Annotated in this window: 24 protein-coding genes; 15 read left to right on the forward strand and 9 right to left on the reverse strand. The window is 65.1% G+C overall.

Features of this window, described 5'->3' with window-relative positions; translation table 11 throughout:
• Positions 1-96: 96 nt before the first annotated feature.
• A complete protein-coding gene (locus ACX9NE_RS00885) occupies positions 97-2,256 on the forward strand; it encodes a PE family protein (protein WP_459360187.1) in 2,160 nt (719 codons plus the stop codon).
• Between the two features lie 36 nt (positions 2,257-2,292).
• Here ACX9NE_RS00885 and ACX9NE_RS00890 read toward each other — a convergent pair whose 3' ends face one another.
• Complete coding sequence (locus tag ACX9NE_RS00890) at positions 2,293-3,168, reverse strand: DUF1707 SHOCT-like domain-containing protein (RefSeq protein WP_459360186.1); 876 nt, start codon at positions 3,166-3,168, stop codon at positions 2,293-2,295.
• Positions 3,169-3,292: 124 nt separating this feature from the next.
• Here ACX9NE_RS00890 and ACX9NE_RS00895 point away from each other — a divergent pair, with 124 nt between their 5' ends.
• The 9 genes from ACX9NE_RS00895 to ACX9NE_RS00935 all read left to right on the forward strand — a co-directional run bounded on the left by ACX9NE_RS00895 (position 3,293) and on the right by ACX9NE_RS00935 (position 13,455).
• The gene (locus ACX9NE_RS00895) at positions 3,293-3,727 is read left to right on the forward strand and encodes a DUF5318 family protein (protein WP_459360185.1); all 435 of its coding nucleotides are present in this window, start codon (positions 3,293-3,295) and stop codon (positions 3,725-3,727) included.
• Entirely contained in the window at positions 3,702-6,212 is a 2,511-nt protein-coding gene (locus ACX9NE_RS00900) for a transglycosylase domain-containing protein (protein ID WP_459360184.1), read from the forward strand. Before ACX9NE_RS00895 ends, ACX9NE_RS00900 begins: the two co-directional genes overlap by 26 nt.
• Before the next feature lie 11 nt (positions 6,213-6,223).
• Positions 6,224-7,846, forward strand: coding sequence for a glycosyltransferase family 87 protein (locus ACX9NE_RS00905; RefSeq protein WP_459360183.1), 1,623 nt, complete (start codon positions 6,224-6,226; stop codon positions 7,844-7,846).
• Positions 7,846-8,484 (forward strand): DJ-1/PfpI family protein, encoded by a 639-nt coding sequence (locus ACX9NE_RS00910; protein ID WP_459360182.1) that lies wholly within the window; start codon positions 7,846-7,848, stop codon positions 8,482-8,484. The genes ACX9NE_RS00905 and ACX9NE_RS00910 overlap by 1 nt, the downstream gene beginning before the upstream one ends.
• Before the next feature lie 110 nt (positions 8,485-8,594).
• Positions 8,595-8,885 carry a 30S ribosomal protein S6 gene (rpsF, locus tag ACX9NE_RS00915; protein WP_459360358.1) on the forward strand — a complete coding sequence of 97 codons (291 nt, stop codon included), beginning with the start codon at positions 8,595-8,597 and terminating at the stop codon, positions 8,883-8,885.
• Positions 8,886-8,953: 68 nt separating this feature from the next.
• Complete coding sequence (locus ACX9NE_RS00920) at positions 8,954-9,466, forward strand: single-stranded DNA-binding protein (RefSeq protein ID WP_459360181.1); 513 nt, start codon at positions 8,954-8,956, stop codon at positions 9,464-9,466.
• Between the two features lie 43 nt (positions 9,467-9,509).
• Positions 9,510-9,764 carry a 30S ribosomal protein S18 gene (rpsR, locus tag ACX9NE_RS00925; protein WP_459360180.1) on the forward strand — a complete coding sequence of 85 codons (255 nt, stop codon included), beginning with the start codon at positions 9,510-9,512 and terminating at the stop codon, positions 9,762-9,764.
• A gap of 43 nt (positions 9,765-9,807) precedes the next feature.
• The gene (gene rplI, locus ACX9NE_RS00930) at positions 9,808-10,266 is read left to right on the forward strand and encodes a 50S ribosomal protein L9 (protein WP_459360179.1); all 459 of its coding nucleotides are present in this window, start codon (positions 9,808-9,810) and stop codon (positions 10,264-10,266) included.
• A gap of 537 nt (positions 10,267-10,803) precedes the next feature.
• Complete coding sequence (locus ACX9NE_RS00935; protein ID WP_459360178.1) at positions 10,804-13,455, forward strand: replicative DNA helicase; 2,652 nt, start codon at positions 10,804-10,806, stop codon at positions 13,453-13,455.
• Positions 13,456-13,951: 496 nt separating this feature from the next.
• Here the strand turns inward: ACX9NE_RS00935 and ACX9NE_RS00940 are convergent, their stop codons facing one another.
• From ACX9NE_RS00940 to ACX9NE_RS00950, 3 genes are read right to left on the reverse strand one after another with little or no spacing between them, the layout of a single operon-like run.
• Complete coding sequence (locus tag ACX9NE_RS00940; protein ID WP_459360177.1) at positions 13,952-14,107, reverse strand: hypothetical protein; 156 nt, start codon at positions 14,105-14,107, stop codon at positions 13,952-13,954.
• Complete coding sequence (locus ACX9NE_RS00945; RefSeq protein ID WP_459360176.1) at positions 14,104-14,505, reverse strand: toxin glutamine deamidase domain-containing protein; 402 nt, start codon at positions 14,503-14,505, stop codon at positions 14,104-14,106. The genes ACX9NE_RS00940 and ACX9NE_RS00945 overlap by 4 nt, the downstream gene beginning before the upstream one ends.
• Complete coding sequence (locus ACX9NE_RS00950) at positions 14,498-14,875, reverse strand: RHS repeat-associated core domain-containing protein (protein WP_459360175.1); 378 nt, start codon at positions 14,873-14,875, stop codon at positions 14,498-14,500. The genes ACX9NE_RS00945 and ACX9NE_RS00950 overlap by 8 nt, the downstream gene beginning before the upstream one ends.
• Positions 14,876-14,905: 30 nt before the next feature.
• Here ACX9NE_RS00950 and ACX9NE_RS00955 point away from each other — a divergent pair, with 30 nt between their 5' ends.
• The 3 genes from ACX9NE_RS00955 to ACX9NE_RS00965 all read left to right on the forward strand — a co-directional run bounded on the left by ACX9NE_RS00955 (position 14,906) and on the right by ACX9NE_RS00965 (position 16,953).
• Positions 14,906-15,349 carry a hypothetical protein gene (locus tag ACX9NE_RS00955; RefSeq protein ID WP_459360174.1) on the forward strand — a complete coding sequence of 148 codons (444 nt, stop codon included), beginning with the start codon at positions 14,906-14,908 and terminating at the stop codon, positions 15,347-15,349.
• A gap of 506 nt (positions 15,350-15,855) precedes the next feature.
• A complete protein-coding gene (locus ACX9NE_RS00960; RefSeq protein WP_459360173.1) occupies positions 15,856-16,506 on the forward strand; it encodes a polymorphic toxin-type HINT domain-containing protein in 651 nt (216 codons plus the stop codon).
• A gap of 204 nt (positions 16,507-16,710) precedes the next feature.
• Positions 16,711-16,953: a DUF1918 domain-containing protein gene (locus ACX9NE_RS00965; protein WP_459360357.1), complete on the forward strand. Its 243-nt coding sequence runs from the start codon at positions 16,711-16,713 to the stop codon at positions 16,951-16,953.
• A 201-nt stretch (positions 16,954-17,154) separates the two neighbouring features.
• Here ACX9NE_RS00965 and ACX9NE_RS00970 read toward each other — a convergent pair whose 3' ends face one another.
• The 3 genes from ACX9NE_RS00970 to ACX9NE_RS00980 form a co-directional block, all read right to left on the reverse strand.
• Complete coding sequence (locus ACX9NE_RS00970) at positions 17,155-17,556, reverse strand: VOC family protein (protein ID WP_459370674.1); 402 nt, start codon at positions 17,554-17,556, stop codon at positions 17,155-17,157.
• A gap of 176 nt (positions 17,557-17,732) precedes the next feature.
• On the reverse strand, positions 17,733-18,116 hold the full coding sequence (locus ACX9NE_RS00975; RefSeq protein ID WP_459360171.1) for a PIN domain-containing protein: 384 nt from the start codon (positions 18,114-18,116) through the stop codon (positions 17,733-17,735).
• 8 nt (positions 18,117-18,124) lie between these two features.
• Positions 18,125-18,409 carry a type II toxin-antitoxin system Phd/YefM family antitoxin gene (locus ACX9NE_RS00980; RefSeq protein ID WP_459360170.1) on the reverse strand — a complete coding sequence of 95 codons (285 nt, stop codon included), beginning with the start codon at positions 18,407-18,409 and terminating at the stop codon, positions 18,125-18,127.
• A gap of 424 nt (positions 18,410-18,833) precedes the next feature.
• Here ACX9NE_RS00980 and ACX9NE_RS00985 point away from each other — a divergent pair, with 424 nt between their 5' ends.
• Entirely contained in the window at positions 18,834-19,013 is a 180-nt protein-coding gene (locus ACX9NE_RS00985; protein ID WP_459360169.1) for a hypothetical protein, read from the forward strand.
• A 275-nt stretch (positions 19,014-19,288) separates the two neighbouring features.
• Here the strand turns inward: ACX9NE_RS00985 and ACX9NE_RS00990 are convergent, their stop codons facing one another.
• Positions 19,289-20,467 (reverse strand): glycosyltransferase, encoded by a 1,179-nt coding sequence (locus ACX9NE_RS00990; protein ID WP_459360168.1) that lies wholly within the window; start codon positions 20,465-20,467, stop codon positions 19,289-19,291.
• Positions 20,468-20,669: 202 nt separating this feature from the next.
• Positions 20,670-21,269 (reverse strand): TetR/AcrR family transcriptional regulator, encoded by a 600-nt coding sequence (locus ACX9NE_RS00995; RefSeq protein ID WP_459360167.1) that lies wholly within the window; start codon positions 21,267-21,269, stop codon positions 20,670-20,672.
• A 68-nt stretch (positions 21,270-21,337) separates the two neighbouring features.
• On the opposite strand from ACX9NE_RS00995, the gene ACX9NE_RS01000 reads away from it, so the two are divergent.
• Positions 21,338-22,198, forward strand: a complete 861-nt coding sequence (locus ACX9NE_RS01000; RefSeq protein ID WP_459360166.1) for an MBL fold metallo-hydrolase — start codon at positions 21,338-21,340, stop codon at positions 22,196-22,198.
• Positions 22,199-22,329 lie beyond the last annotated feature (131 nt).

Genomic DNA, 22,329 nt, shown 5'->3' on the forward strand with positions numbered 1-22,329 from the left:
AGATTTCCGGCTTTGGCACCCAAGCGGGCATGGGACTGAGACGAGTTCGCTAAAGTTGGCGGCGCCAACAGCGGGGCTCTTGCCGGTGGAGACACGATGTCACATTTCATGGCCGTACCCGAGATGCTTGCAACGGCGGCAACGGATCTGGCGAATATCGGCTCGGCGGTAGGTGTTGCCAGCAAAACGTTCGCGGTGCCGACCACCGCTGTGGGTGCTGCCGCCGCCGACGAAGTTTCGACAGCGCTGGCATCGTTGTTCTCCGGATATGGGCAGGCCTTCCAGACGATCAGCGTTCAGGTGAGCCACTTCCACAGCGTGTTCGTGGACACATTGTTGGGCGCAGCCCGGGCGTACACGACCGCTGAGGCGGCCAACTCCGCGTCATTACAGGGCATCGAGCAGCAGCTACTCGATGCGATCAATGCTCCCGTCCAGACAGTGCTGGGGCGCCCGCTGATCGGCAATGGCGCCGAAGGAACCGCCACGCACCCCGACGGGGGGCCCGGCGGGATCTTGCTCGGGGACGGCGGCAAGGGATACAGCTTCAGCACCGGCAGTAGTAGCGAAGGCGGCGGCACCGGCGGTGCGGCGGGACTGATCGGCAACGGCGGTGCGGGCGGAAACGGCTATCTGGGCGGCGCGGGCGGTGCGGGCGGACGCGGCGGAATCCTGTATGGCAACGGTGGCGCCGGCGGAGCCGGCGGGGCGGGTTCGATAGGGGTTGGGGGTTTCAACGGCACCAGCGGCGGTGCAGGTGGAGCCGGCGGTGCCGCCGGGTTGTGGGGTTCGGGCGGGGCCGGCGGGCACGGCGGAATCGGCGGGGCCGGCGGCGGAGTGGCCGCGAACGGGGCCAGCGGCGGTAGCGGCGGCGCTGGTGGCGCCGGTGGTTCGGGCGGCTGGCTTAATGGTAGCGGCGGTGCCGGTGGCGAAGGTGGTGCCGGTGGCGACGGCAGCACCATCAGCAACCCGTACCGGGGCGGCAGTGGTGGCGGCGGCGGGGCTGGCGGGTCCGGGGGCACGGCGGGATTGCTCGGTACCGGTGGCGCCGGTGGTTCCGGCGGGGCCGGTGGTCTCACCGGTAACGACGGTACCGGTGGTGGCGGCGGCGCCGGCGGCGGTGGCGGGCACGGCGGGTGGATCTTCGGCGATGCCGGTGCCGGCGGGCAAGGCGGTATGGGCGGTGACGGCACCTACACCGGTGCGAGCAACATCGGCTACCGGGGAACCCAGGGTGGACTCGGCGGCGCCGGCGGGGCCGGCGGCGACGCCGGCCTGTTCGGTGCGGGTGGCGCCGGCGGCGCTGGTGGGGTCGGTGGATTGACCGGAAGCGCTTTCACCTCCAATGCTGCGGGCCCCGGTGGCGCAGGTGGACACGGCGGATCCGGTGGCCTGCTCTACGGCTTCGGCGGCGCTGGTGGGTACGGCGGGGCTGGTGGCAACGGTTGGTTTCAGACACCCTTCACCGGGCCGACTCCCATCGGCACCGCCGGCGGCGGGGGTGCAGGCGGCGCAGGTGGTTCCGCCGGGATGTTTGGTGCCGGCGGAACTGGCGGGGCCGGTGGAGCAGGCGGGGTGGGTGGGTACAACGCAGGCAATGGAGGGGTGGGTGGTGCCGGCGGTGCCGGCGGCTGGCTTGGTGGCAATGGCGGTTCCGGCGGGCTCGGCGGAGCCGGGAGTGCCGCCTACTACGCCAATAACGCCGGAAGCGCCTTCGGTCGCACTGGCGGAGACGGCGGTTCCGGCGGCAGCGGTGGCGCTGCAGGGCTATTCGGTAGCGGCGGTTCCGGCGCTGCCGGTGGCGCTGGCGGAACGAGCGGCACTATCAGCGGTGGCGTCGGCGGAGCCGGCGGCGCAGGTGGCGCCGGAGGCCGGTTGATCGGTAGCGGAGGGTCGGGCGGCACAGGCGGCGCCGGCGGAGAAGGTCTGACCGTTTCCAGTGTCCGCGGCTATGGCGGGGCCGGTGGCGCCGGCGGGGCTGGTGGTTTCGCCGGGTATTGGTACGGCGACGGAGGTGCTGGCGGTGGCGGCGGCGGAGGCGGCCGTTCGTACGCGGCAGGCGCGGTCGGCGGCAACGGTGGCGATGGCGGCGCAGGCGGCTCCGCCCAGTTCGCCGGCAACGGAGGCAGTGGCGGTTCGGCGGGCTCCGGCGGGGCCGGTGGGCCTGCGGATCCGAATACCGTCCCGCCGACTCCGGCCGGGCAAAGCGGATTCGACGGACGCACCGGCATCGCCGGGGCGAACGGGATCTTCTAACAGACATATCCGGGCAACACGCCCCGTGCCGGCCGGTCAGCTTACGTAGCGAACCTGCTTGACTGTGCCGTCGCCGGACAACTCGATATAGCCGCTGCCGTAATCGCTCGAGACATAGATGGTCAGCGACAGCGCCCCGGGCGTGGTCGGGTCCTTGGCGGCCTCGACGATCAGATAGATCGACTTGACGTCCTGCTGCTTGATTCCGACGGTCTCCGGGGCACCGCGCAGAATGCCCACCACGGTCTTGACGTCGAATTTGCCCAGGTCGACGAGCGCGGCGTCAGTGCTGCTGTTCCGCGCGGAGCTGGACGGATCGCCCCAGCCGCCTCGGTAGCTGTAGTCCAGCACCCGGCGGTCGTCGGTGGGATCCTTGCGGTCGATCGAGGTGTAGTCAGGGTAGACGAGCAGGCGGTACCCCATGGTGTCGCCGAAGCGCTTGCGGGTCTGCTCCAGCAACCCCGTCAGACCGCCGAGGGACTGCAGTTGTTTGGGCGGAGTCAGGACCACCGGAGCGATGCCGTCCGATTTGGCTCCCGGGTCGGAGGTGAAGTCCAGCGGTGAGGTGGTGTTGCCGTACAACCCCCACCCGATGCCGATGCCCAGCAGCACCGTGACGCCGAACGCGGCGGCGGCCAGGCCCAAACCGTTGCGCCTCGCCCGGACCTTGAGCTTCGGCATCTGCGCCGGGCGCTCACTCTCGGCGGACTGCAGATCGTCGACCAGGTGTTGCAGGTCACCCAGGGTGACGGAATTGGTGGCGGCCCGGATCCGGTCGCGGTGTTCCTCCATCGACAGCTCGCCGTCGTTCAGCGCGTTGTCGAGGATCCGGCACGCATCTTGTCGGTCGCTGTCCTTGGCCCGCGTTGTAAAGGACCCGCCACGGGCAGGTGCACTCAACCATTTCGCCACGGGATGATGGTAGAAGTTCGGCCTCGGCCCGGCACAGCCTGTGACCTCCCGGTACCCGACCGCACCCGCGACAACAGGCTGAGTTGCGCGCCGGTCCCGGGGAGGGCGACGTACTCTGGTCAGCGTGCGACTGCAGCGACAGGTAGTGGATTACGCGCTTCGGCGCCGCTCGCTGCTGGCCGAGGTGTATTCGGGGCGCACCGGCGTATCCGAAGTGTGTGACGCGAATCCCTATTTGCTGCGCGCGGCAAAGTTTCACGGGAAACAAAGCCAGGTGATGTGTCCGATCTGCCGCAAAGAGCAACTCACTCTGGTTTCCTGGGTGTTCGGCGAACATCTCGGCGCAGTTTCCGGCTCTGCACGCACCGCCGAGGAGTTGGTGTTGCTGGCAACCCGCTTTTCAGAGTTTGCTGTGCACGTGGTGGAAGTATGCCGGACCTGTAGCTGGAACCACCTGGTGAAGTCTTACGTCCTGGGTGCGGCGGTGCCGGTCCACCCCCCGCGGGGGTCGGGCGGCAAGCGGACGGCGCGCAATGGCGCCCGTACGGCCAGTGAATAGCGGACGGCGCCACCACCAGTCGTCCAGCGAGACTCCGGATGAGTCGGCGAGGGTGGATGGCGGCAGACACGCCGGGGGCGATCAGCATGGGGCGCCACCGCCGCCACGCCGCCCGGTACCCCCCGATGACCGGCTGACGACGATCATCCCGGCGGTGCCCGACGAACGGCCCGGCCGGCACGCGGATCCGATCGACCAGGTCAAGGCCGCCCTCGAAGCACCGGCACCGCCGCCCGACCCGCTCGGCCAGGTCAAGGCCGCGCTGGATTCCCCGTCGCCGCGCCCGGGGCACGAACGACTCAGCGGTCAGCGCCGTCCACCCGGTGGACCGCCCCCATCGGGTCCCGACGGGGCGACCCGTGGGCCGCGGCCCAAGCCCACCTGGGCCCAGCAGATCAACTGGCGATGGGTCCGCCGGTCGCTGTATCTGAGCCTGGCGGTCCTGATCCTGCTGCCGATCGTCACCTTCACGATGGCGTACTTCATCGTCGACGTGCCGCGGCCCGGCGACATCCGCACCAACCAGGTCTCCACGATCTTGGCCAGCGACGGGAGCGAAATCGCCAAAATCGTTCCGCCCGAGGGTAACCGCGTCGATGTGAACCTCAGCCAGGTGCCGGTGCACGTGCGCCGGGCGGTGATCGCCGCCGAGGACCGCGGCTTCTACTCCAACCCGGGTTTCTCCTTCAGCGGTTTCGCCCGGGCAGTGGGAAACAACCTGTTCGGTGGTGACCTGCAGGGCGGTTCGACGATCACCCAGCAGTACGTCAAGAACGCTCTCGTCGGTTCCGCGCAGCACGGGTGGAGCGGTGTGATGCGCAAGGCCAAGGAACTCGTCATCGCGACCAAGATGGCGGGGGAGTGGTCCAAAGACGATGTCCTGCAGGCTTATCTGAACATCATCTACTTCGGCCGGGGTGCCTACGGCATCTCGGCGGCATCCAAGGCCTACTTCAACAAACCGGTCGAACAGCTCACCCTCTCCGAGGGGGCGTTGCTGGCGGCGCTGATTCGGCGGCCTTCGACGCTGGACCCCGCCGTCGACCCCGAGGGCGCGCTCGCCCGGTGGAACTGGGTCCTCGACGGCATGGTGGAAACCAAGGCGCTGTCCGCCAGTGACCGTGCCACGCAGGTCTTCCCCAAGACCGTGTCGCCGGATCAGGCCCGTGCCGAGAACCAGACCACCGGCCCCAACGGGCTGATCGAACGTCAGGTCACCAAGGAACTGCTGGAACTGTTCAACATCGACGAGCAGACGCTCAACACCCAGGGTCTGCAGGTCACCACCACGATCGATCCGCAGGCGCAGCAGGCCGCCGAGAAGGCGGTATCGAAGTACCTCGACGGCCAGGATCCCGACATGCGCACTGCGGCGGTGTCCATCGATCCGCGGACCGGCGCCGTCAAGGCCTACTACGGCGGATCCAATGCCCAGGGCTTCGACTTCGCGCAGGCCGGTCTGCAGACCGGTTCGTCGTTCAAAGTGTTCGCGCTGGTGGCGGCACTCGAGCAGGGCATCGGTCTGGGCTACCAGGTGGACAGTTCCCCGCTGACCGTCGACGGCATCAAGATCACCAACGTCGAGGGCGAAAGTTGCGGTACCTGCAACCTGGCCGAGGCGTTGAAGATGTCGCTGAACACCTCGTACTACCGCCTCATGCTCAAGCTCAAGGGCGGACCGCAGGCCGTCGCCGACGCCGCGCACCAGGCCGGTGTCGCTGAAAGCTTCCCCGGGGTGCCGCACACGCTGTCCGAGGACGGCAAGGGCGGCCCGCCCAACAACGGAGTCGTGCTGGGCCAGTACCAGACCCGGGTGATCGACATGGCGACCGCGTACGCGACGCTGGCGGCATCCGGCATCTACCATCGCCCGCACTTCGTGCAGAAAGTGGTCAACGCCGAGGGACAGGTCCTCTTCGACGCCGGCACCGCTGACAACAGTGGTGATCAGCGCATCCCGAAAGCCGTGGCCGACAACGTCACCGCGGCGATGCAGCCGATCGCGGGATATTCGCGGGGCCACAACCTGGCGGGGGGACGGCAGTCCGCTGCCAAGACCGGCACCACGCAGTTCGGTGACACCACGGCAAACAAGGACGCCTGGATGGTCGGGTATACCCCGCAGCTGTCCACCGCCGTCTGGGTCGGCACCGTCAAAGGTGATGAGCCGCTGGTGAATGCTTCCGGTGGGCCGGTTTACGGTTCCGGCCTGCCGTCGGACATCTGGAAAGCAACCATGGACGGCGCCCTGAAGGGCACCCCCAACGAGACCTTCCCCAAGCCCACGGAAATCGGTGGCTACGCGGGCGTACCGGTGGCGCCTCCGCCACCGCCTCCGCCGTCGGAGACGGTGATTCAGCCTACGATCGAGATAGCGCCCGGCATCACGGTTCCGGTGGGCCCGCCCACCACGATCACAGTGCCGCCGCCGGGCGCGCCGTCTGCGGTACCGCCGCCGTCTGACGTCCCCCAGCCGCCCCCGTGACCCGGCCCGGTATGCAGGTACAGACAGAGCGCGTCACCATCTCCCCACGGCCCCTGGCCGCCGACCGCCGTAGCGCCAACAGCCGCGACTGCCCCAGCCGCAACGACGTTCTCGGTGCCGCGCTGGCCAATTTGGTCGGCGGGCCCGTGGGCCGGCATGCACTGATCGGCCGTACCCGGTTCATGACACCGGTGCGGGTGATGTTCATGATCGCGCTGGTCTTTCTGGCGTTGGGCTGGTCGACGAAAGCGGCGTGCCTGCAGAGCACCGGCACCGGATCGGGTGAGCAACGGGTTGCCAACTGGGACAACCAGCGCGCCTACTACGAACTCTGCTACTCCGACACCGTGCCGCTGTACGGCGCGGAGTTGTTGAGCCAGGGCAAGTTTCCGTACAAGTCCAGCTGGATCGAGACCGACGGTAGCGGCACTCCGCAAGTTCGCTACGACGGCCAGATTGCCGTGCGCTACATGGAATATCCGGTTCTGACCGGGGTCTACCAGTACGTTTCGATGCGCCTTGCCAAGGCCTATACCGCTGTGAGCAAGGTCCTGCCCGTTCCGGTCGTCGCCGAAGTCGTGATGTTCTTCAATGTCGCGGCCTTGGGGCTGGCGCTGGCCTGGCTGTGCACCGTCTGGGCCACGGCCGGGCTCGCCGGCCGCCGCATCTGGGATGCCGCGCTGGTGGCCGCGTCTCCGTTGCTGATCTTCCAGATTTTCACCAACTTCGATGCACTGGCGACGGCTTTCGCGATGGGCGGCCTGCTGGCCTGGTCGCGGCGCAGACCGGTGCTGGCGGGGGTGCTGATCGGCTTCGGTGTCGCAGCCAAGCTCTATCCACTGCTGTTTCTCGGGCCGTTGCTGGTCTTGGGGATCCGGTCGGGACGTCTGCGCGATGCCTATCGCACCTCCCTGATCACCGGGGCGACCTGGCTGGCGGTAAACCTGCCCATCATGGTGCTCTATCCACGCGGCTGGTCGGAGTTCTTCCGGCTCAACACCCGTCGCGGCGACGACATGGACTCGCTTTACAACGTGGTGAAATCGTTCACCGGCTGGCGCGGATTCGACCCGGTGCTGGGCTTCTGGGAGCCGCCCACGGTGCTGAACATCGTCGTCACGGTGCTGTTCGTATTGAGTTGCGCGGCAATCACTTACGTCGCGTTGACCGCGCCGCAGCGGCCACGGCTGGCGCAGCTGGCGTTCCTGGTGGTGGCGGCCTTCCTGCTCACGAATAAGGTGTGGAGTCCCCAGTTCTCGTTGTGGTTGGTTCCCCTGGCGGTGCTGGCCGTTCCGCATCGCCGGGTTCTGTTGGCGTGGATGACGATTGACGCACTCGTGTGGGTCCCACGGATGTACTACCTGTATGGCAATCCGAACCGTTCGCTGCCCGAGCAGTGGTTTACGACAACGGTATTGCTGCGCGACATCGCGGTGATGGCGTTGTGCGCTCTGGTGGTACGGCAGATCTATCGACCGCACGAGGATCTGGTGCGCTGGCAGGGCCGGGTCGATGACCCCGCGGGTGGCTGCTATGAGCTGGCGCCGGATGATCCGCCCGGCTGGTTGCCGGCGTGGCTGCGTCCGCCTCGGCGCCCGCAGCTGCGCTCGGAACCCGAATTCGAGCCCGTGTGATGCAGATCGCGATTCCGGTGTTTCCGCGGTTCACGGCATTGGATGCCGTCGGCCCTTATGAAGTGCTGCAACGCGTCCCGTCGATCGAGGTGGTATTCGTCGGTCACCGGCGCGGGGAGGTGCGCACCGAGAACGGCATGCTGGGCGTCACTTGTGACGCCACCTTCGACGAGGTCGACGCTCCTGACGTGGTCGTGTTCCCCGGCGGCATCGGGACCCGGGTACTGGTGGATGACGAAACCATCGGCAACTGGCTGCGGGCCGTGCACCCCCGTACGACGTTGACCACCTCGGTGTGCACCGGAGCGCTGCTGCTGGCCGGCGCGGGGCTGCTCGACGGGCTCACTGCGACGACACACTGGAGGGCGGCCGACGAGCTGAACCGGTTGGGCGCGCGGTATGTGCCCGAACGTGTCGTCGAGCACCTGCCGCAGCGCATCATCACCGCAGCCGGGGTATCCAGCGGCATCGACATGGCGCTGCGCTTGGTGGAGTTGCTCTTCGACCGGGTGGCCGCTCAGGCCACGCAGCTCCTCGTCGAGTACGACCCGCAACCGCCTTTCGACTCCGGCGCGTGGGCGAAGGCGGACGAGGCGACACGGGCCAGGGCGCTGGAGTTCTTGCGGTCCCGCAAGTGATTTCTCCGGCAGCCTGATGTCCGGTAGCCTGGGGCGGTTGCCGACGCAGGCGACCCTCCTGCCACGGAAAGTCCGTGGCCGCCCAGACCAGAGGAGGTGATGAGGTCCCTATGCGTCCATACGAAATCATGGTCATCCTCGACCCCACGCTCGACGAACGCACCGTTGCTCCGTCCCTGGAGGCGTTTCTGAACGTCGTCCGCAAAGACGGTGGATCGGTCGACAAGGTCGATATCTGGGGCCGGCGGCGGCTGGCCTACGAAATCGCCAAGCACTCCGAAGGCATCTATGTTGTCATCGATGTGAAGGCCGCCCCCGCGACGGTTTCCGAGCTCGACCGCCAGCTGAGCCTGAATGAGTCGGTGTTGCGCACCAAGGTGATGCGCACCGACAAGCACTGACCACCCCTCTCGGAGCGGTTGCTTACGCTCGTTGATGACAACCCACCAGGCGGACCCAGGAGGCAATTATGGCTGGTGACACGACGATCACGGTCGTGGGAAACCTCACCGCTGACCCCGAACTGCGGTTCACGCCCTCGGGGGCGGCCGTGGCGAACTTCACCGTGGCGTCCACACCGCGGATCTACGACCGACAGAGCGGGGAATGGAAGGACGGCGAGGCGCTGTTTCTGCGCTGCAACATCTGGCGTGAGGCGGCGGAGAACGTGGCCGAGAGTCTCACTCGGGGCGCGCGGGTGATCGTCACCGGTCGGCTCAAGCAGCGGTCGTTCGAAACCCGCGAGGGCGAGAAGCGCACCGTGGTCGAGGTCGAGGTCGACGAGATCGGGCCTTCGCTGCGATATGCGACCGCCAAAGTCAACAAGGCCAGCCGCAGCGGCGGTGGTGGCGGCTTCACTGGCGGCGGCGGTGGATCACGACAGCCAGCGCCGGCGCAGTCCGGTGGATCCGGTGAGGACCCGTGGGGCAGCGCCCCGGCCTCGGGTTCGTTCGGCGGCGGCGACGACGAACCGCCCTTCTGACCTACACCAACCCTGCACAGCACACGAACGGAAAGATTGACACATGGCCAAGTCCACCAAGCGGCGCCCGGCTCCGGAGAAGCCGATCAAGGCGCGCAAATGCGTCTTCTGCGCCAAAAAGGACCAGAGCATCAACTACAAGGACACCAACCTGCTGCGGACCTACATCAGCGAGCGCGGCAAGATCCGGGCCCGCCGGGTCACCGGCAATTGCGTGCAGCATCAGCGGGACATCGCCGTGGCGGTAAAGAACGCCCGCGAGGTTGCGTTGCTGCCCTTCACCTCCTCGACGCGCTGATCACCCCAGCGCCCAACCAAAGCCCAATGAAGGTATCTAAACGATGAAGCTGATTCTTACGGCTGACGTCGACCACCTCGGTTCCAGCGGCGACACGGTCGAAGTCAAGGACGGGTATGCCCGCAACTTCCTGCTGCCCCGAGGTCTGGGGATCGTCGCCTCCCGCGGGGCGCAGCGGCAGGCCGACGACATCCGCCGCGCCCGCGAAAGCAAGACCGTCCGCGACCGCGAGCATGCCAACGAGATCAAGGCCGCCATCCAGGCGCTCGGCTCGGTCTCGCTGCCGGTGAAGACTGCGTCCGACAGCGGCAAGCTGTTCGGCTCGGTGACCGCCGGCGACGTGGTGACCGCTGTCAAGAAGGCCGGTGGGCCGAACCTGGACAAGCGCATCGTGCGGATGCCCAAGGCGCACATCAAGTCAGTCGGCACCCACCCCGTGGTGGTGCATCTGCACCCCGAGGTCAATGTCGAGATTGCGCTCGAAGTCGTTGGCGAGAGCTAGCTAACGCGATTTGCCCCACCCGGTGCACCCTCGCGGGCCGCACCGGGTATTCGGCTACCCAGAATGGCCCCATTCAGCACCGCTGTCGCGTCTGCGGTGTCGCATTCTGGCGAACGATTCCGGAAGCGCTTTCACCGGGTCTGCGTAACTTTGCATTTACTCGGCGAAAACGCAGCCGAAAACCAACACGCCCGACGCGATAACCTGCGCCGACACGCCGTAGAGATTCCTGTCCACATGATTTTCGCGGCGTTGTATGGCGTTCAGCAGCAGTGATGCCGAAAAGCCCGGGTTTGATCCACAGGTTCTCCACACCCCGTTCAACACAGGTGTTCAACGATATGCACATTCGCTCCACAGGTTCATGAACAGGCGCTGTTGGAGTCCTGTCCAGCAACGTTTACGTTTCTCCCTGCGCAGTGATCGTTGGGTGTGGACGCCCAATCAAGGCAGGGGCGGGTGTCGGTGCTGTGACTTACGCTCTGAAGATCAGTGATCGAATGTATGTTCGGTGGTTGAGTCGGAGGGAGGTGGTCCGTGGCGGTCGTCGATGACATGCCGCACCCCGGGATGGATACGCCGCCGCCCAGTGAAGATTACGGGCGTCAACCTCCGCAGGACCTCGCCGCGGAACAGTCGGTGCTGGGCGGGATGCTGCTGAGCAAGGACGCCATCGCCGATGTCCTGGAACGGTTGCGGCCCAGCGACTTCTACCGTCCGGCACACCAGAACGTCTACGACGCCATCCTGGACCTCTACGGGCGTGGCGAGCCGGCCGACGCCGTGACCGTTGCCGCGGAACTGGATCGGCGCGGCCTGTTGCGCCGCATCGGGGGGGCGCCGTATCTGCACACCCTGATCTCGACCGTGCCGACGGCCGCCAATGCCGGCTACTACGCGGGCATCGTCGCCGAGAAGGCGCTGCTGCGCCGTTTGGTCGAGGCAGGCACGCGGGTGGTTCAGTACGGCTACGCCGGGGCAGACGGCGCCGACGTGGCAGAGATCGTCGACCGGGCACAGGCCGAGATCTACGAAGTCGCCGACCGGCGGACCTCGGAAGACTTTGTCCCGCTCGAGGATCTGCTGCAGCCGACGATGGACGAGATCGACGCCATCGCCTCCAATGGCGGCATCTCGCGCGGTGTGCCGACCGGGTTCACCGAACTCGACGAGGTGACCAACGGGCTGCACCCCGGGCAGATGATTATCGTGGCGGCCAGGCCGGGTGTGGGGAAGTCGACCCTGGGGCTGGACTTCATGCGCTCGTGCTCGATCAAGCACCGGATGGCCAGCGTCATCTTCTCGCTGGAAATGAGCAAGTCCGAGATCGTGATGCGGCTGCTGTCGGCAGAAGCGAAAATCAAACTGGCCGATATGCGTTCGGGCCGGATGACCGACGACGACTGGACGCGCCTGGCGCGGCGGATGAGCGAAATCAGTGAAGCGCCGCTGTATATCGATGATTCACCGAACCTGACCATGATGGAGATCCGCGCCAAGGCACGCCGGCTGCGGCAGAAGGCCAATCTGAAGCTGGTTGTCGTCGACTATCTCCAGCTGATGACGTCCGGTAAGAAGGTTGAGTCGCGACAGATCGAAGTATCGGAATTTTCAAGGCATCTCAAGCTCTTAGCCAAAGAGCTCGAGGTACCGGTGGTCGCGATCAGTCAGCTGAACCGCGGGCCCGAGCAGCGCACCGACAAGAAGCCGCTGCTGTCCGACCTTCGCGAGTCGGGTTGCCTGACCTCCGCGACCCGGATTCTGCGGGCCGACACCGGCGCCGAGGTGACATTCGGTGAGCTGATGCGCACCGGGGAGCGTCCCCTGGTGTGGTCACTGGACGAGCGCCTGCGGATGGTTGCCCGGCCGATGACGAATGTGTTCCCGAGCGGGCGGAAGGAAGTGTTCCGGCTGCGGCTGGCCTCCGGACGGGAGGTCGAGGCTACCGGCAACCATCCCTTTATGAAGCTCGAGGGCTGGACCCCGTTGGAAGAGTTGACGATTGGCGACCGCATCGCGGTGCCGCGGCGGGTGCCGGAACCCGTCGATACGCAGCGGATGGACGATTCAGAAGTGGTGCTGCTCGCCCACATGATCGGCGACGGGTCGTGTGTGGAGCGTCAGCCGATCCGCTATGCGTCGATGGACGAGGCGAACCTCGCGGCGGTGGCGTTGGCGGCCGCTCACTTCGGTGTGACCGCCGTGCGTGACGATTACCCGGCCGCGCGGGTGACCACACTGCGGTTGCCGCCCCCAGAGCGCTTGACACACGGGCGACGCAATCCGATAGCGGCGTGGCTCGACGGGCTTGGTTTGTTCGGTAAGCGCAGCTACGAAAAGTTCGTGCCGGAAGCGGTATTTCGCGCCCCCAATGACCAGGTGGCGTTGTTCTTGCGGCATCTGTGGGCGACGGATGGGTCGGTGCGGTGGGATGATGTTGCCGACCAGGGAAAGATCTATTGTGCGTCGACCAGTCAGCAGCTAATCGACGGCGTGGCGCAATTGCTGTTACGGCTTGGCGTGCAGAGCCGGATCGCAAGGGTGGAGAAGGCGGGTTACCGGGCCTGCTGGCATCTGTACGTTAACAGGGCGGAGAACCAAACCGCTTTCTTGACCAAGATCGGTGTACATGGTGTTGGTGGGAAGTCTGCACAATCAGTATTGGAACGATTAGCAGCTCGCGGGCGTCGCCCCGGTGCTGATACGGTGCCGACTGAAGTTTGGCACAGAGTGCGAGAAGCGTTGGCTCGCAACCCTGTTGCGATGGCTGAACCTAGATCAGCTGCGAAGGCCAGTGTTTGCGAGTCCAGGTGGCGTCACGCGCCGGGCAGGCCGTTGTTGCATAAGAAAGCTGCCACGTTTGAGGACCCCGAAATCCACATGATCGCGACTAGCGACGTCTATTGGGATCGAGTTGTAGAAATTTCCAGCATAGGCGTACACGACGTTTACGATGGCACTGTGAATGGTACGCATAATTTTGTTGCAAATGGAATTAATGTGCATAATTCTTTGGAACAAGATGCTGATATGGTCATTCTTTTGAATAGGCCGGATGCATTTGAGCGAGATGACCCACGCGGGGGAGAGGCGGATTTCATTCTGGCCAAACACCGTAATGGGCCGACGAAGACAGTGACGGTTGCACATCAGCTGCACCTTTCGCGTTTTGCCAATATGGCGAGGTGATGCAGCAACGTGTAGGGTCTCGCGGCGCGGTTCTAGCTAGATCTCACGGGCGAATTCAAAAGGACTTCAAATTTCAAAACGCGCGCCTAAACTAACCGAGCGGTAGCGGGCGAGCTGTAGGATGAGCCAACTCGGGTCAGACAACAAGGCTCCCCGGAAAGCGGACGGTCAATGGTGTAGGATCCTGCATCATCTGCCGACCGGGGCCCGTCTCAGCTCACCGACACGAGCCCATCAACCCGGGAATTCCCACCCTCACCCGCACTCCATTTCCGGAAGAGCCGGAAAACCGCAAACACTCCATATTCGTCTTGGCGCGTTGCGCTATCGCCATGGGCAGCGATTGCTAACCCAAGTTACCCTCTGAGGCCGTAGATCCGCCATCTGGTGTACCGAGCCATTGAGGCGGAATCTCGTAGCGGTGCTGTGTACCATCACGAGATATTTTCAACGGTATATTTCCGGTGAGGGCAGACCTAAAGTCGCCATGTTGAACTTAGGCAACAGCATCGTATGGAAAATACCAAGCGGAGTCGGTTTCGACAATCTCGCTGTCAACAATCATGACTTCGCCGAGGTGCTCTCGCCGCGCCATTTCGTAAATCAATTTCTCAGCCTGGCATCTTGCCTGGCTGAACGTGATCGCGTTCATCTGTACCTCATTAAGAAAAGGCGCTGGTAGCCAGCAAATGTGGCAGTTTTGCCGGTCTGGCCGTCCAAAAAGCGTATCGCGCCATGCTGGTTCACCACGTTAAAAACATGCCCCACTTGGCCCGGTCGACGAGCGCCGAAGACAACTCCGCGTGCGCCGTCACCAGCGGCGAGCATTTCCGATTCAATTTCGAGCATGCCTCCGATCGGTATGAATTGAGAGCCGAAATAACTCTCAAGAAATGTAATGGGCTTCGGACTGCCAAGTGCTGCAGACACTCTTAACCCATCCAGCATCTGATCTGTTGCTATACGCAGTTCGCGCAGTTCGCCGTGCCGCCACCCGGGTTCACCGAGCGGATCGAGCCTGCGGTCTCTTGTGAGCAGGGAATTAGCCAAGGGGATCGATGGTGATGGTCGGGTTTCGTGGGTAGGTGTGGGGGTTGGGTGCGGGGGTGAGTCCGAGGGGGTCGGGGGTGGTGTAGCGGCCGGTGTGGGGGTGGTAGTAGCGGTGGTGGTTGTAGTGCAGGTCGGTTTCGGGGTCGTGGTATTGGCCGGGGAAGCGGAGTGGGGTGGAGGTGTTGCCGGTCCAGGTGGTGTGTCCCCACAGGGTGGTGGTGGCGTGTGCGGTGAGGGTGGCGGTGTCGGGGTCGAGTAGGTGGGTGGGGGTGCCGAGGTGGTCGGTGATGATCGCGTAGAAGGCGCGGTCGATCTCGGGTTGGGTGGAGTTGCGGGTGGGGGTGGCGCCGAGGTGGAAGGGGACGTCCACGGAGGCCTGGTCGCGGGGGTGCGGTGTGGTGTGGATTTGGGCTGGGGGGGTGTGTGCGTGGGGCGGGTAGGTCCAGGTGAGGGTGTCGCCGGTGGTGGTGGTTTGTTCCAGGAGTTGATTGCCGAGCCAGCTGAAGGTGATGGTGTGCCCGGTGGTGGTGTTGGTTTTGTGGGTGCGCCGGTTGGCGGGGTCATAGCCGTAGATCCAGGTGTGGCCGTCGGGGGTGGTGACGGTGCGCAGGCGGTCGTAGGCGTCCCACTGGTAGTGAGGGGGACCCGTTTGGTGGTCAACTGGACCAACTACGGCGGGCTCACCTCACGCGAACGAAACGGTCCGCGTCACCACGACGGGGAAGTATGGGTTCGGCCAGGTGATCCGTTGGCGCACCTGGCCGAACGCCGCGCACGGTCTTACATCCTGACCGGCACGGCGGCGTTTGCACATCAGGGCGCCGCGAACGGGTCGACCGGGTGAGCGCGAACCAGGCGGTGGCCTCCCGCGTCTACTTCTCGCCCAGACAAGCAGCGCTGGTAGGGCTTCATGTACATCCGCCCCCACTGGCTGCCAGTCGGGAAGGTCACGAACTGCCACGAAGATCGACGTCGCAAGATTCGACCAAACTAGCTGCTCTGCAATGGATTTCGAAGATTAATCTTGGAGTATTAAATCCATTGTCTTTCAATAGCTTTCGCTTGGCCGACGAATTCAATTGAAGGATTTAATCATCGACCGACGACAACCCGTGGGAGGTGTGGACCTACGCCAACGACCACAACTGGCCGCCGCTCGGGCGAACCCGGCGCTGCTCTGGCACCCCTGGGTTCTGCTATCCGGCGTCCGCGGCAGTCGATTGCCGCCAAAGCGCTACCCGCAGTGCAACCTTTGGCATTGGATCGGCGTCAATTGCATATTCTCTGCGGACGTCGATCGGACGCATACTCAAGTACGTCCGCAAAACTCTTCGGTGGGAGATTCTCGACATGAAACCGACCAAGCAGGATTACATTGATGAAGGGAAGAACTGGGGAGCAAAAGTTGGTGGTGGCGGCGGCTTGGTCATCGGCGCCCTGGGAGGTGGACTGTGGGGCGCCGCGATCGGTGCGGCCGGCGGAGCAATTTTCGGTGCCATTGCCGGAGGCGCCTACGGCGCATGGCAGGCAGAGCGTCACGGTGTGTGCTTTGTCCGCGGCACCCTCGTCTCGACCACCGAAGGTTTCGTCCCGATCGAGCTCGTGCAGCCCGACACCAAGGTGCACTCGCGCGACATGACAACTCGCCAGGCTGTGCTTGCGGTCGTCGAGCAAACATTTTCCGGCAAGAGTGCCGACCTCGTAACGATCGAAGTGGGCGAAGACACCATCACGTGCACTCCGCGGCATCGCTTTTACACCGATCGCTGGATAACCGCTCGCGAACTGAGCCGCGGCGATTGTCTGCTGACCGGCGACGGAAGCCGGCTCGAAGTTCGGCGGGTGTCGAACCGCGCGGAAAAGCGGGTGGTTTTCAACATGCGGGTGGCCGAAACGGCCACCTACCTTGTCGGGCGCTCCCAGATCGTGGTGCACAACCTCAAGATGCAACAACAAGACGACGAGGACGAAAACCCACACCACCCACACCACGACGACTAACGCTGTCTGGGTTTTTGCGATGTGATTGAGCAAGTCCCTTGCGACCATGCCTGACAGAACTCGGGTGCCGCGGTGAACACGGGGTCAACCAGGCGGCTGGCTCCGTCGCCGGCAAGCTGCAGTAGTTACTCACGCTTCCATTAGGCGATGAGCGCGCGCACGATGGAGAAGTCCGCGGTCACCGCGAAGCGAAGGGAGCGGGCGATGAAGGCGAAGGTCGGCGACTACCTCGTGGTCAAGGGCACCACCACGGAACGACGTGATCAACATGCCGAGATCCTTGAAGTGCGTTCTCAAGACGGCTCTCCGCCCTACGTGGTGCGTTGGCTGGTGACCGGGCACGAGGCGACGGTTTACCCCGGGTCTGACGCGGTGGTCGTCACAGCTGCCGAGCACACCGAAGCTGCACGACGCGCTGCTGCGCGGGCCGGTCACGCCGCGACGTAGCCGCACGGCGGTTCCGTGAGAACTGTTGGGGCAGCGAGTAAGCGGAACTGTTGGCCGTCGATGGTGACGGCGACCTTGACCAAGCCGCGTGTACCGAGGATGTCCGCCGCGCCGGGCAGCTGCATCCATGTCCAGTGTCGCCTTCACGCACCTTCCCGAGAGTCGCGGTGAAAGTGATGTCCAGCGGTGAAATCTTGCTGCTCATGTGCCTGTCGAACCTTTTGCACCTTGGGATTTCGCGTCGCCCTGTTCCTCAAGGTAGACCAGACCGTTGCCGTCCGGGTCAGCGAAGTGGAACATCGGCGGCATGCCGTCCATCCGCAGAACATCGGCATTGTGCAGCGTCGCGCCTGCCTGGCGGAGTCGGGTGTGCGCCGTCTCGGCGTCGTCGGTGCCCAACCGAACCGCTATCGGGATCTCGCTGTCGGGTGGCAGCAGCACGAGCCCGACACCAGATCCGGGCGGCACCACTTCGACCAACCTCGCGCCAGGCCAAACTTCGACGTCGGTGCGCACCTCGCAGCCCAACACGTCGACATAGAACGCAAGTGCTCGATCTTGGTCGGCGACCGGAATGGACACACTCTGAACGCTTATCGTCATCCTCATATCCAGGTAGACACGTCGGGCCCCGAAAGTCATCGCCTGCCCGGAGTTCTAGCTGATGCAGCGATTCGTGAGACGAACCGACTCTCCGCCGAGGTGAGTGACAACACATCAAGACAGCAACTCAGCGCGCACTTGGTATGTCGCTGAAGGTGAGAAGCTACAACCGTTCCTCAAAGCGCAATTACCTCAAGCACGTTTTCGAGCCCGGCGAAGTCGGTGGTGTTTCGGGTGGCCAGGGCTGCGTTGTTGGCGACCGCCACAGCCGCGATCATCACGTCTACTCGCCGTCGGCCGCCAGGCGTTCGTCCAGCCGTCACCACTGTGGCGCACAGTTCCCGGTAGACGTCGGCCTCACGTTGGGCGAAGGGCAGGCCCTCGCCGTAGGCGTTGCGCAATTTGATCAGATCGAGTGCGGCGCGAGCCGCGATTGTGGGATCGGGATGCGTTGTGCCTTCGCTGAACTCGGCGAAGGCGATCGCAGAAACGAAGAGTTGATGGTCCCCAGGCGGCAGCAGCTCCCATCGGGGCCGCTGAATCAACAGATTGGTATCCACGTGGATGTTCATCGATCGCCGATTCGGCCCGCCTGGTCGCGTCCGCGCTCGACGATATCCAGGAGTGCCTGTTCGTACCCGGCCGGCTTTGGCTGGTCGTATACGCCGGACTTCGCGATTTGTTCGAGCGTGACTCCGGGTCGTTGTTCAGGGGGCGCGGCATGCGGTTGCCTGGTGATGACCACACCTGTGTCCTTGCCATGGTTGGTAACGCGGTAGGTCGTTCCGTTCTCGGCCGCCTCGATGACTTGCGAAGCGTTCTGGCGCAATTCACGGATTCCGACAGTCTGCATGCGCAGTATCGTAGCACATTTGTAGCACCATTGTTGTGCACCTGTTCGAGTCGTTAGTCGAGCACCGGGCACGCGCCGTTACCCAAGGCGCCTGGGGATTGTGGAACAACGGGATCGGGACGCCGATCTAGCGCACGCCGGCCAGAGCGGCCAAGGGCGTGGGGCTGCGGACCCGGCGGTACTCGGAGAAGGTGAGACGACGACCGAGTAAACGAAACGGCTCGGGCCAGGGAGACCCGGAGTGACCATCGACAATCCTTGATGGTCCAGCACTTCGTCGAGATCGACGGCCTGAGCGGCAGCACTGTCGTGGGCTATTCAGCCTCGACCGGACGGTCGAGGAAAACCTGGCCCGCTCGCCCAACCGGCCAAAGGTGGTCAGGACGTACTGCTGGACCATCCCGCCTCCGAAATGGTGGACTTCGTGGCGCGCTACGCCGAGGGTGGACTGGTCGATCCGATGGCGGGCACGGGGTACTGGGCCTACCTGCTCGCCCAGGTGGGCGTCGACCTCGTGTGCTATGACGCGAACCCCGGGACTGCGCTCACCACCAATGGCTGGCACGGTGACGATCTCCACGCCGAAGTGTGCACCAAAGGCTGAGCCGACGCCGGGGCCCTACACCCGGATCGGACCGCGTTCCTCTCGTGGCCGCCGCACGGGCAGGACGTCGGTGCACGGGTATTGCTGGCATACCAAGGAAGGCGCGTCATCTACATCGGTGATGGCCCCGGCGAGGCGACAGTAGACGACGGTATGCACCGAATACTCGCCCGCGAATGGGCCCAGGCTAACTCTCACCGGCCCGTGCAGTGGTGGGGTCAACACGATCGGGTGACGGTATAGGTGCGTGCCGGCCACCGCGCATCAGCGAACCGTCAACCGGAGCGCCCGCAGCCGGCGACGTCTTGCACCAGGTCGGCGGCCATGGCGACGCTGTCCGTCGCCGGCGTCATCCGGGCCGCCACCTCACGGGCCCGATCGGCGTACTCAACCGTCAGGACAATGCGAAGGAGCCTCGTCAGCGCGTCCTCGGTGGTGACGGAAAGCTGAAGGGCCACACCAACTTCCAGGCGTTCCAGCGCCGCCGCCCAGATAGGCTGATCGAGCCAGAGCCACAGCACCACCGCCGGGATCCCGGCCCGCAGGCCCGCGGCGGTGGTGCCGGCGCCTCCGTGGTGAACCATGGCGCGGCACGCCGGCAGCACAACGTGATGGTTCACCGTGTCGACCACCATGACGTGGTCGGCGCGCTGCAGGGCCGTGAAGTCGTTGCGGCCGCTGCAAATCAACGCCCGCTCACCAAGCCGCGCGCAAGCCCCAGCGATCATGGCGCCCAACCTGGCCGGAGACCCGATCGGCGTGCTGCCCAACCCGAAACAGATTGGCGGCGTTCCCGCACCGATCCACGACAGCACCTGAGCGTCTGTGTCGGTCGACGCCGAGAGCGTAAGCGCCCCGACGAAGGGCCGGCGCGCCGCCGATTGTCCCCACGTTGCCGCCACCCCCGGCATGCAGAACTCGTCATACCCCTGAAGCTCCAGCGCGGCGGCTCCGTACCCCGCGGCCGCCGGCAACCCCAGAGCGCGGCGCTGGGACTTGGCAACACCGGCGACAAGACTGGCCGACAGTGGCCCGGACGGCACCAGTTGCGGCGGGAAGAAGTGCATCCCAACCAACGAGATGCCATGATAATCAGCGACATTCGCGGCGAGTTGCTGCTCGTTAAAGCCGGCTACGAGCACGTCGGCTCCCTGCGCCAGCGACGTCAGCGTCGAGGTTTTGTCGGCCCAGATCGCGCTCAGCTGCTCGACGGCGTGGGGCAACGCGCTGATCGGATGACCAACGGTACGAAGGACGCTGGCCGCGGCCGTCATCTGCTCTCGCGTGTCCGGTCCGTACGGCGCCGCGCGAAGCCCCGCCGACTCGACGAAGTCAACCCGGTCGGGTGAAACCGCCATCATCACTTCGTGACCCCGGCGCGACAGCTCCCGTCCCAGCGCGGCGCACGGCTCGACATCGCCGCGGCTCCCGTAACCTGCCACCACCACCTTCACGGGCGCCGATGGTATACAGCCGCCAGGCCGGCCGCGCGAGGCAACGCTACCGAAGAGGAGCTGAGCCCCGGCTCCCGGTGGCGGCATGCTGGTCATATGCACGTGATGAGCAGTGTCCGCGACCCGGCGGCCACCTTTCCCCTCGAGGTTGACTCCGCGGTCGTTTTTGCCGGCCGGCGGGAGGCACTGTTCATTGTTGGAACTATCCGCTCACCAACTGACCGACCGCTCGCCCGACGTCGGAGGCAAGTGCCTCAGCTGTGAGCCCGGGCGCCAGGGCTCCGCCCCAACGCCCAACGTCGACAGCGCCGTGTGCTAACGCCCATGCAAGCATGGCTTTGCCGCCGGCCTCGTCGCTCGACAATGCGGGATTGGCGGCTCGAACCGCTTCCACCAGCCTGCCGAACGAAGCTAGCGCGGCCTCACGCAGTGCTTCGCCCTCAGCACCGCCGACCTCGGCAGGCAGAGTTTTGAACATCAACTCGTAGTGGGTCTGGTGCGCCATCGCGAAGAGCACGTACCGCTTGACCATCTCTTGAAGTTTTCTGCCGGCCGACCCGCGCCGGCCCAGGACCTCCAACTGCACCCGTGTCAGCGCATCGAAACCGTCGCGCGCCACAGCGGCGAGCAGCGCGTCTTTGTCGGTGAAATGGTGGTACGACGCGGACGCGGTTACCCCGGCCCTTCGCGCCACGGCACGCAATGTCACTTCTTCGGCGGTGGATTCGGCAACGAGTTCAAGCGCGGCACCGATGAGTGCTGGGCGGAGGCTTCCGTGATGTTGCCCGACGGTTCGTCCCACGTCACGAGATTGACAGTGTTCAACACTGGGGTCAAGATGAACAATGTTCAACAACTGAGGGAGTGCGTATGCGACACCACGCGAAGTCTCAGTTCACTGTCGGCGGCCGACCCGTCGAGGTGCACGCCATGTTGTGCGGAACGGTGACAGTCAAGCGGTCGCACGCCGTGTGCTGCGTACCGGAGAGAACCCCCGCGCCACTGCGCTTCCTGACGATCCTGGCCGACCCGAAGTTCGCGGCCCCCATGCCAATCTGGTGCTACGCCATCGAACATCCGGAGGGGCTCTACGTTGTCGACGCCGGCGCCTCGCCGTCATACAACGACCCCACCTCCTGGGAGCCCGACCCGCGGACCGGTGCAGTGATCCGGTCATTCATCAAACTCGACGTAGACGACGGTCAGACGCTTCCCACCCAGCTCGACAGCGTCGGCCTGAGGCCGAGCAATGTGCGTGCGGTCGTGGTGACCCACCAGCACATCGACCACACCGGCACAGTGCCGGACTTCCCGGCTGCGGATGTCTGGACGACTCGGGCCGAGGATGCCGCAGCGAAACGTATCGGCGCGCTGCATTGGCGATGGCGGGACGAGTCGACGGCCATCCGCCACGTCGACGCCGAGGGAAAGGACACGAATCTCGGTGCAGCCGTTGACCTGACGCGCGACGGTAGTCTCACCGCGATTCATACCCCCGGGCATACGCCGGGGTCCGTCACGGTACGGCTGCACACCGATCAGGGCTACGTCTGGTTCACCGGTGACACCTCGTTCACCGCAGCGGGCATGGATCCCGCCGCGCCGACAGCGGGTATCCACTCCGACATGCGCCAAGTTCGGCTACTCCAATCTCGCCTGCGTAGCGCAGGCCTGCTGCTACCGTCGCACGACCCGACGGTCCCCGACCGACTCGATGCGGCCTTCCGATGAGAACGTCCGTCACGACGTCGACCGCCACTCGCCACTCGTAGCCCTCGAAGGGCCTCGCGGGCCAGGACCGCCGCGGCTCCAGACGTGGACAACGGTTCTCGGATCGCCACGAAAACCGGAAAGATCCCTTC

The organism is Mycobacterium sp. ML4, assembly GCF_054515735.1.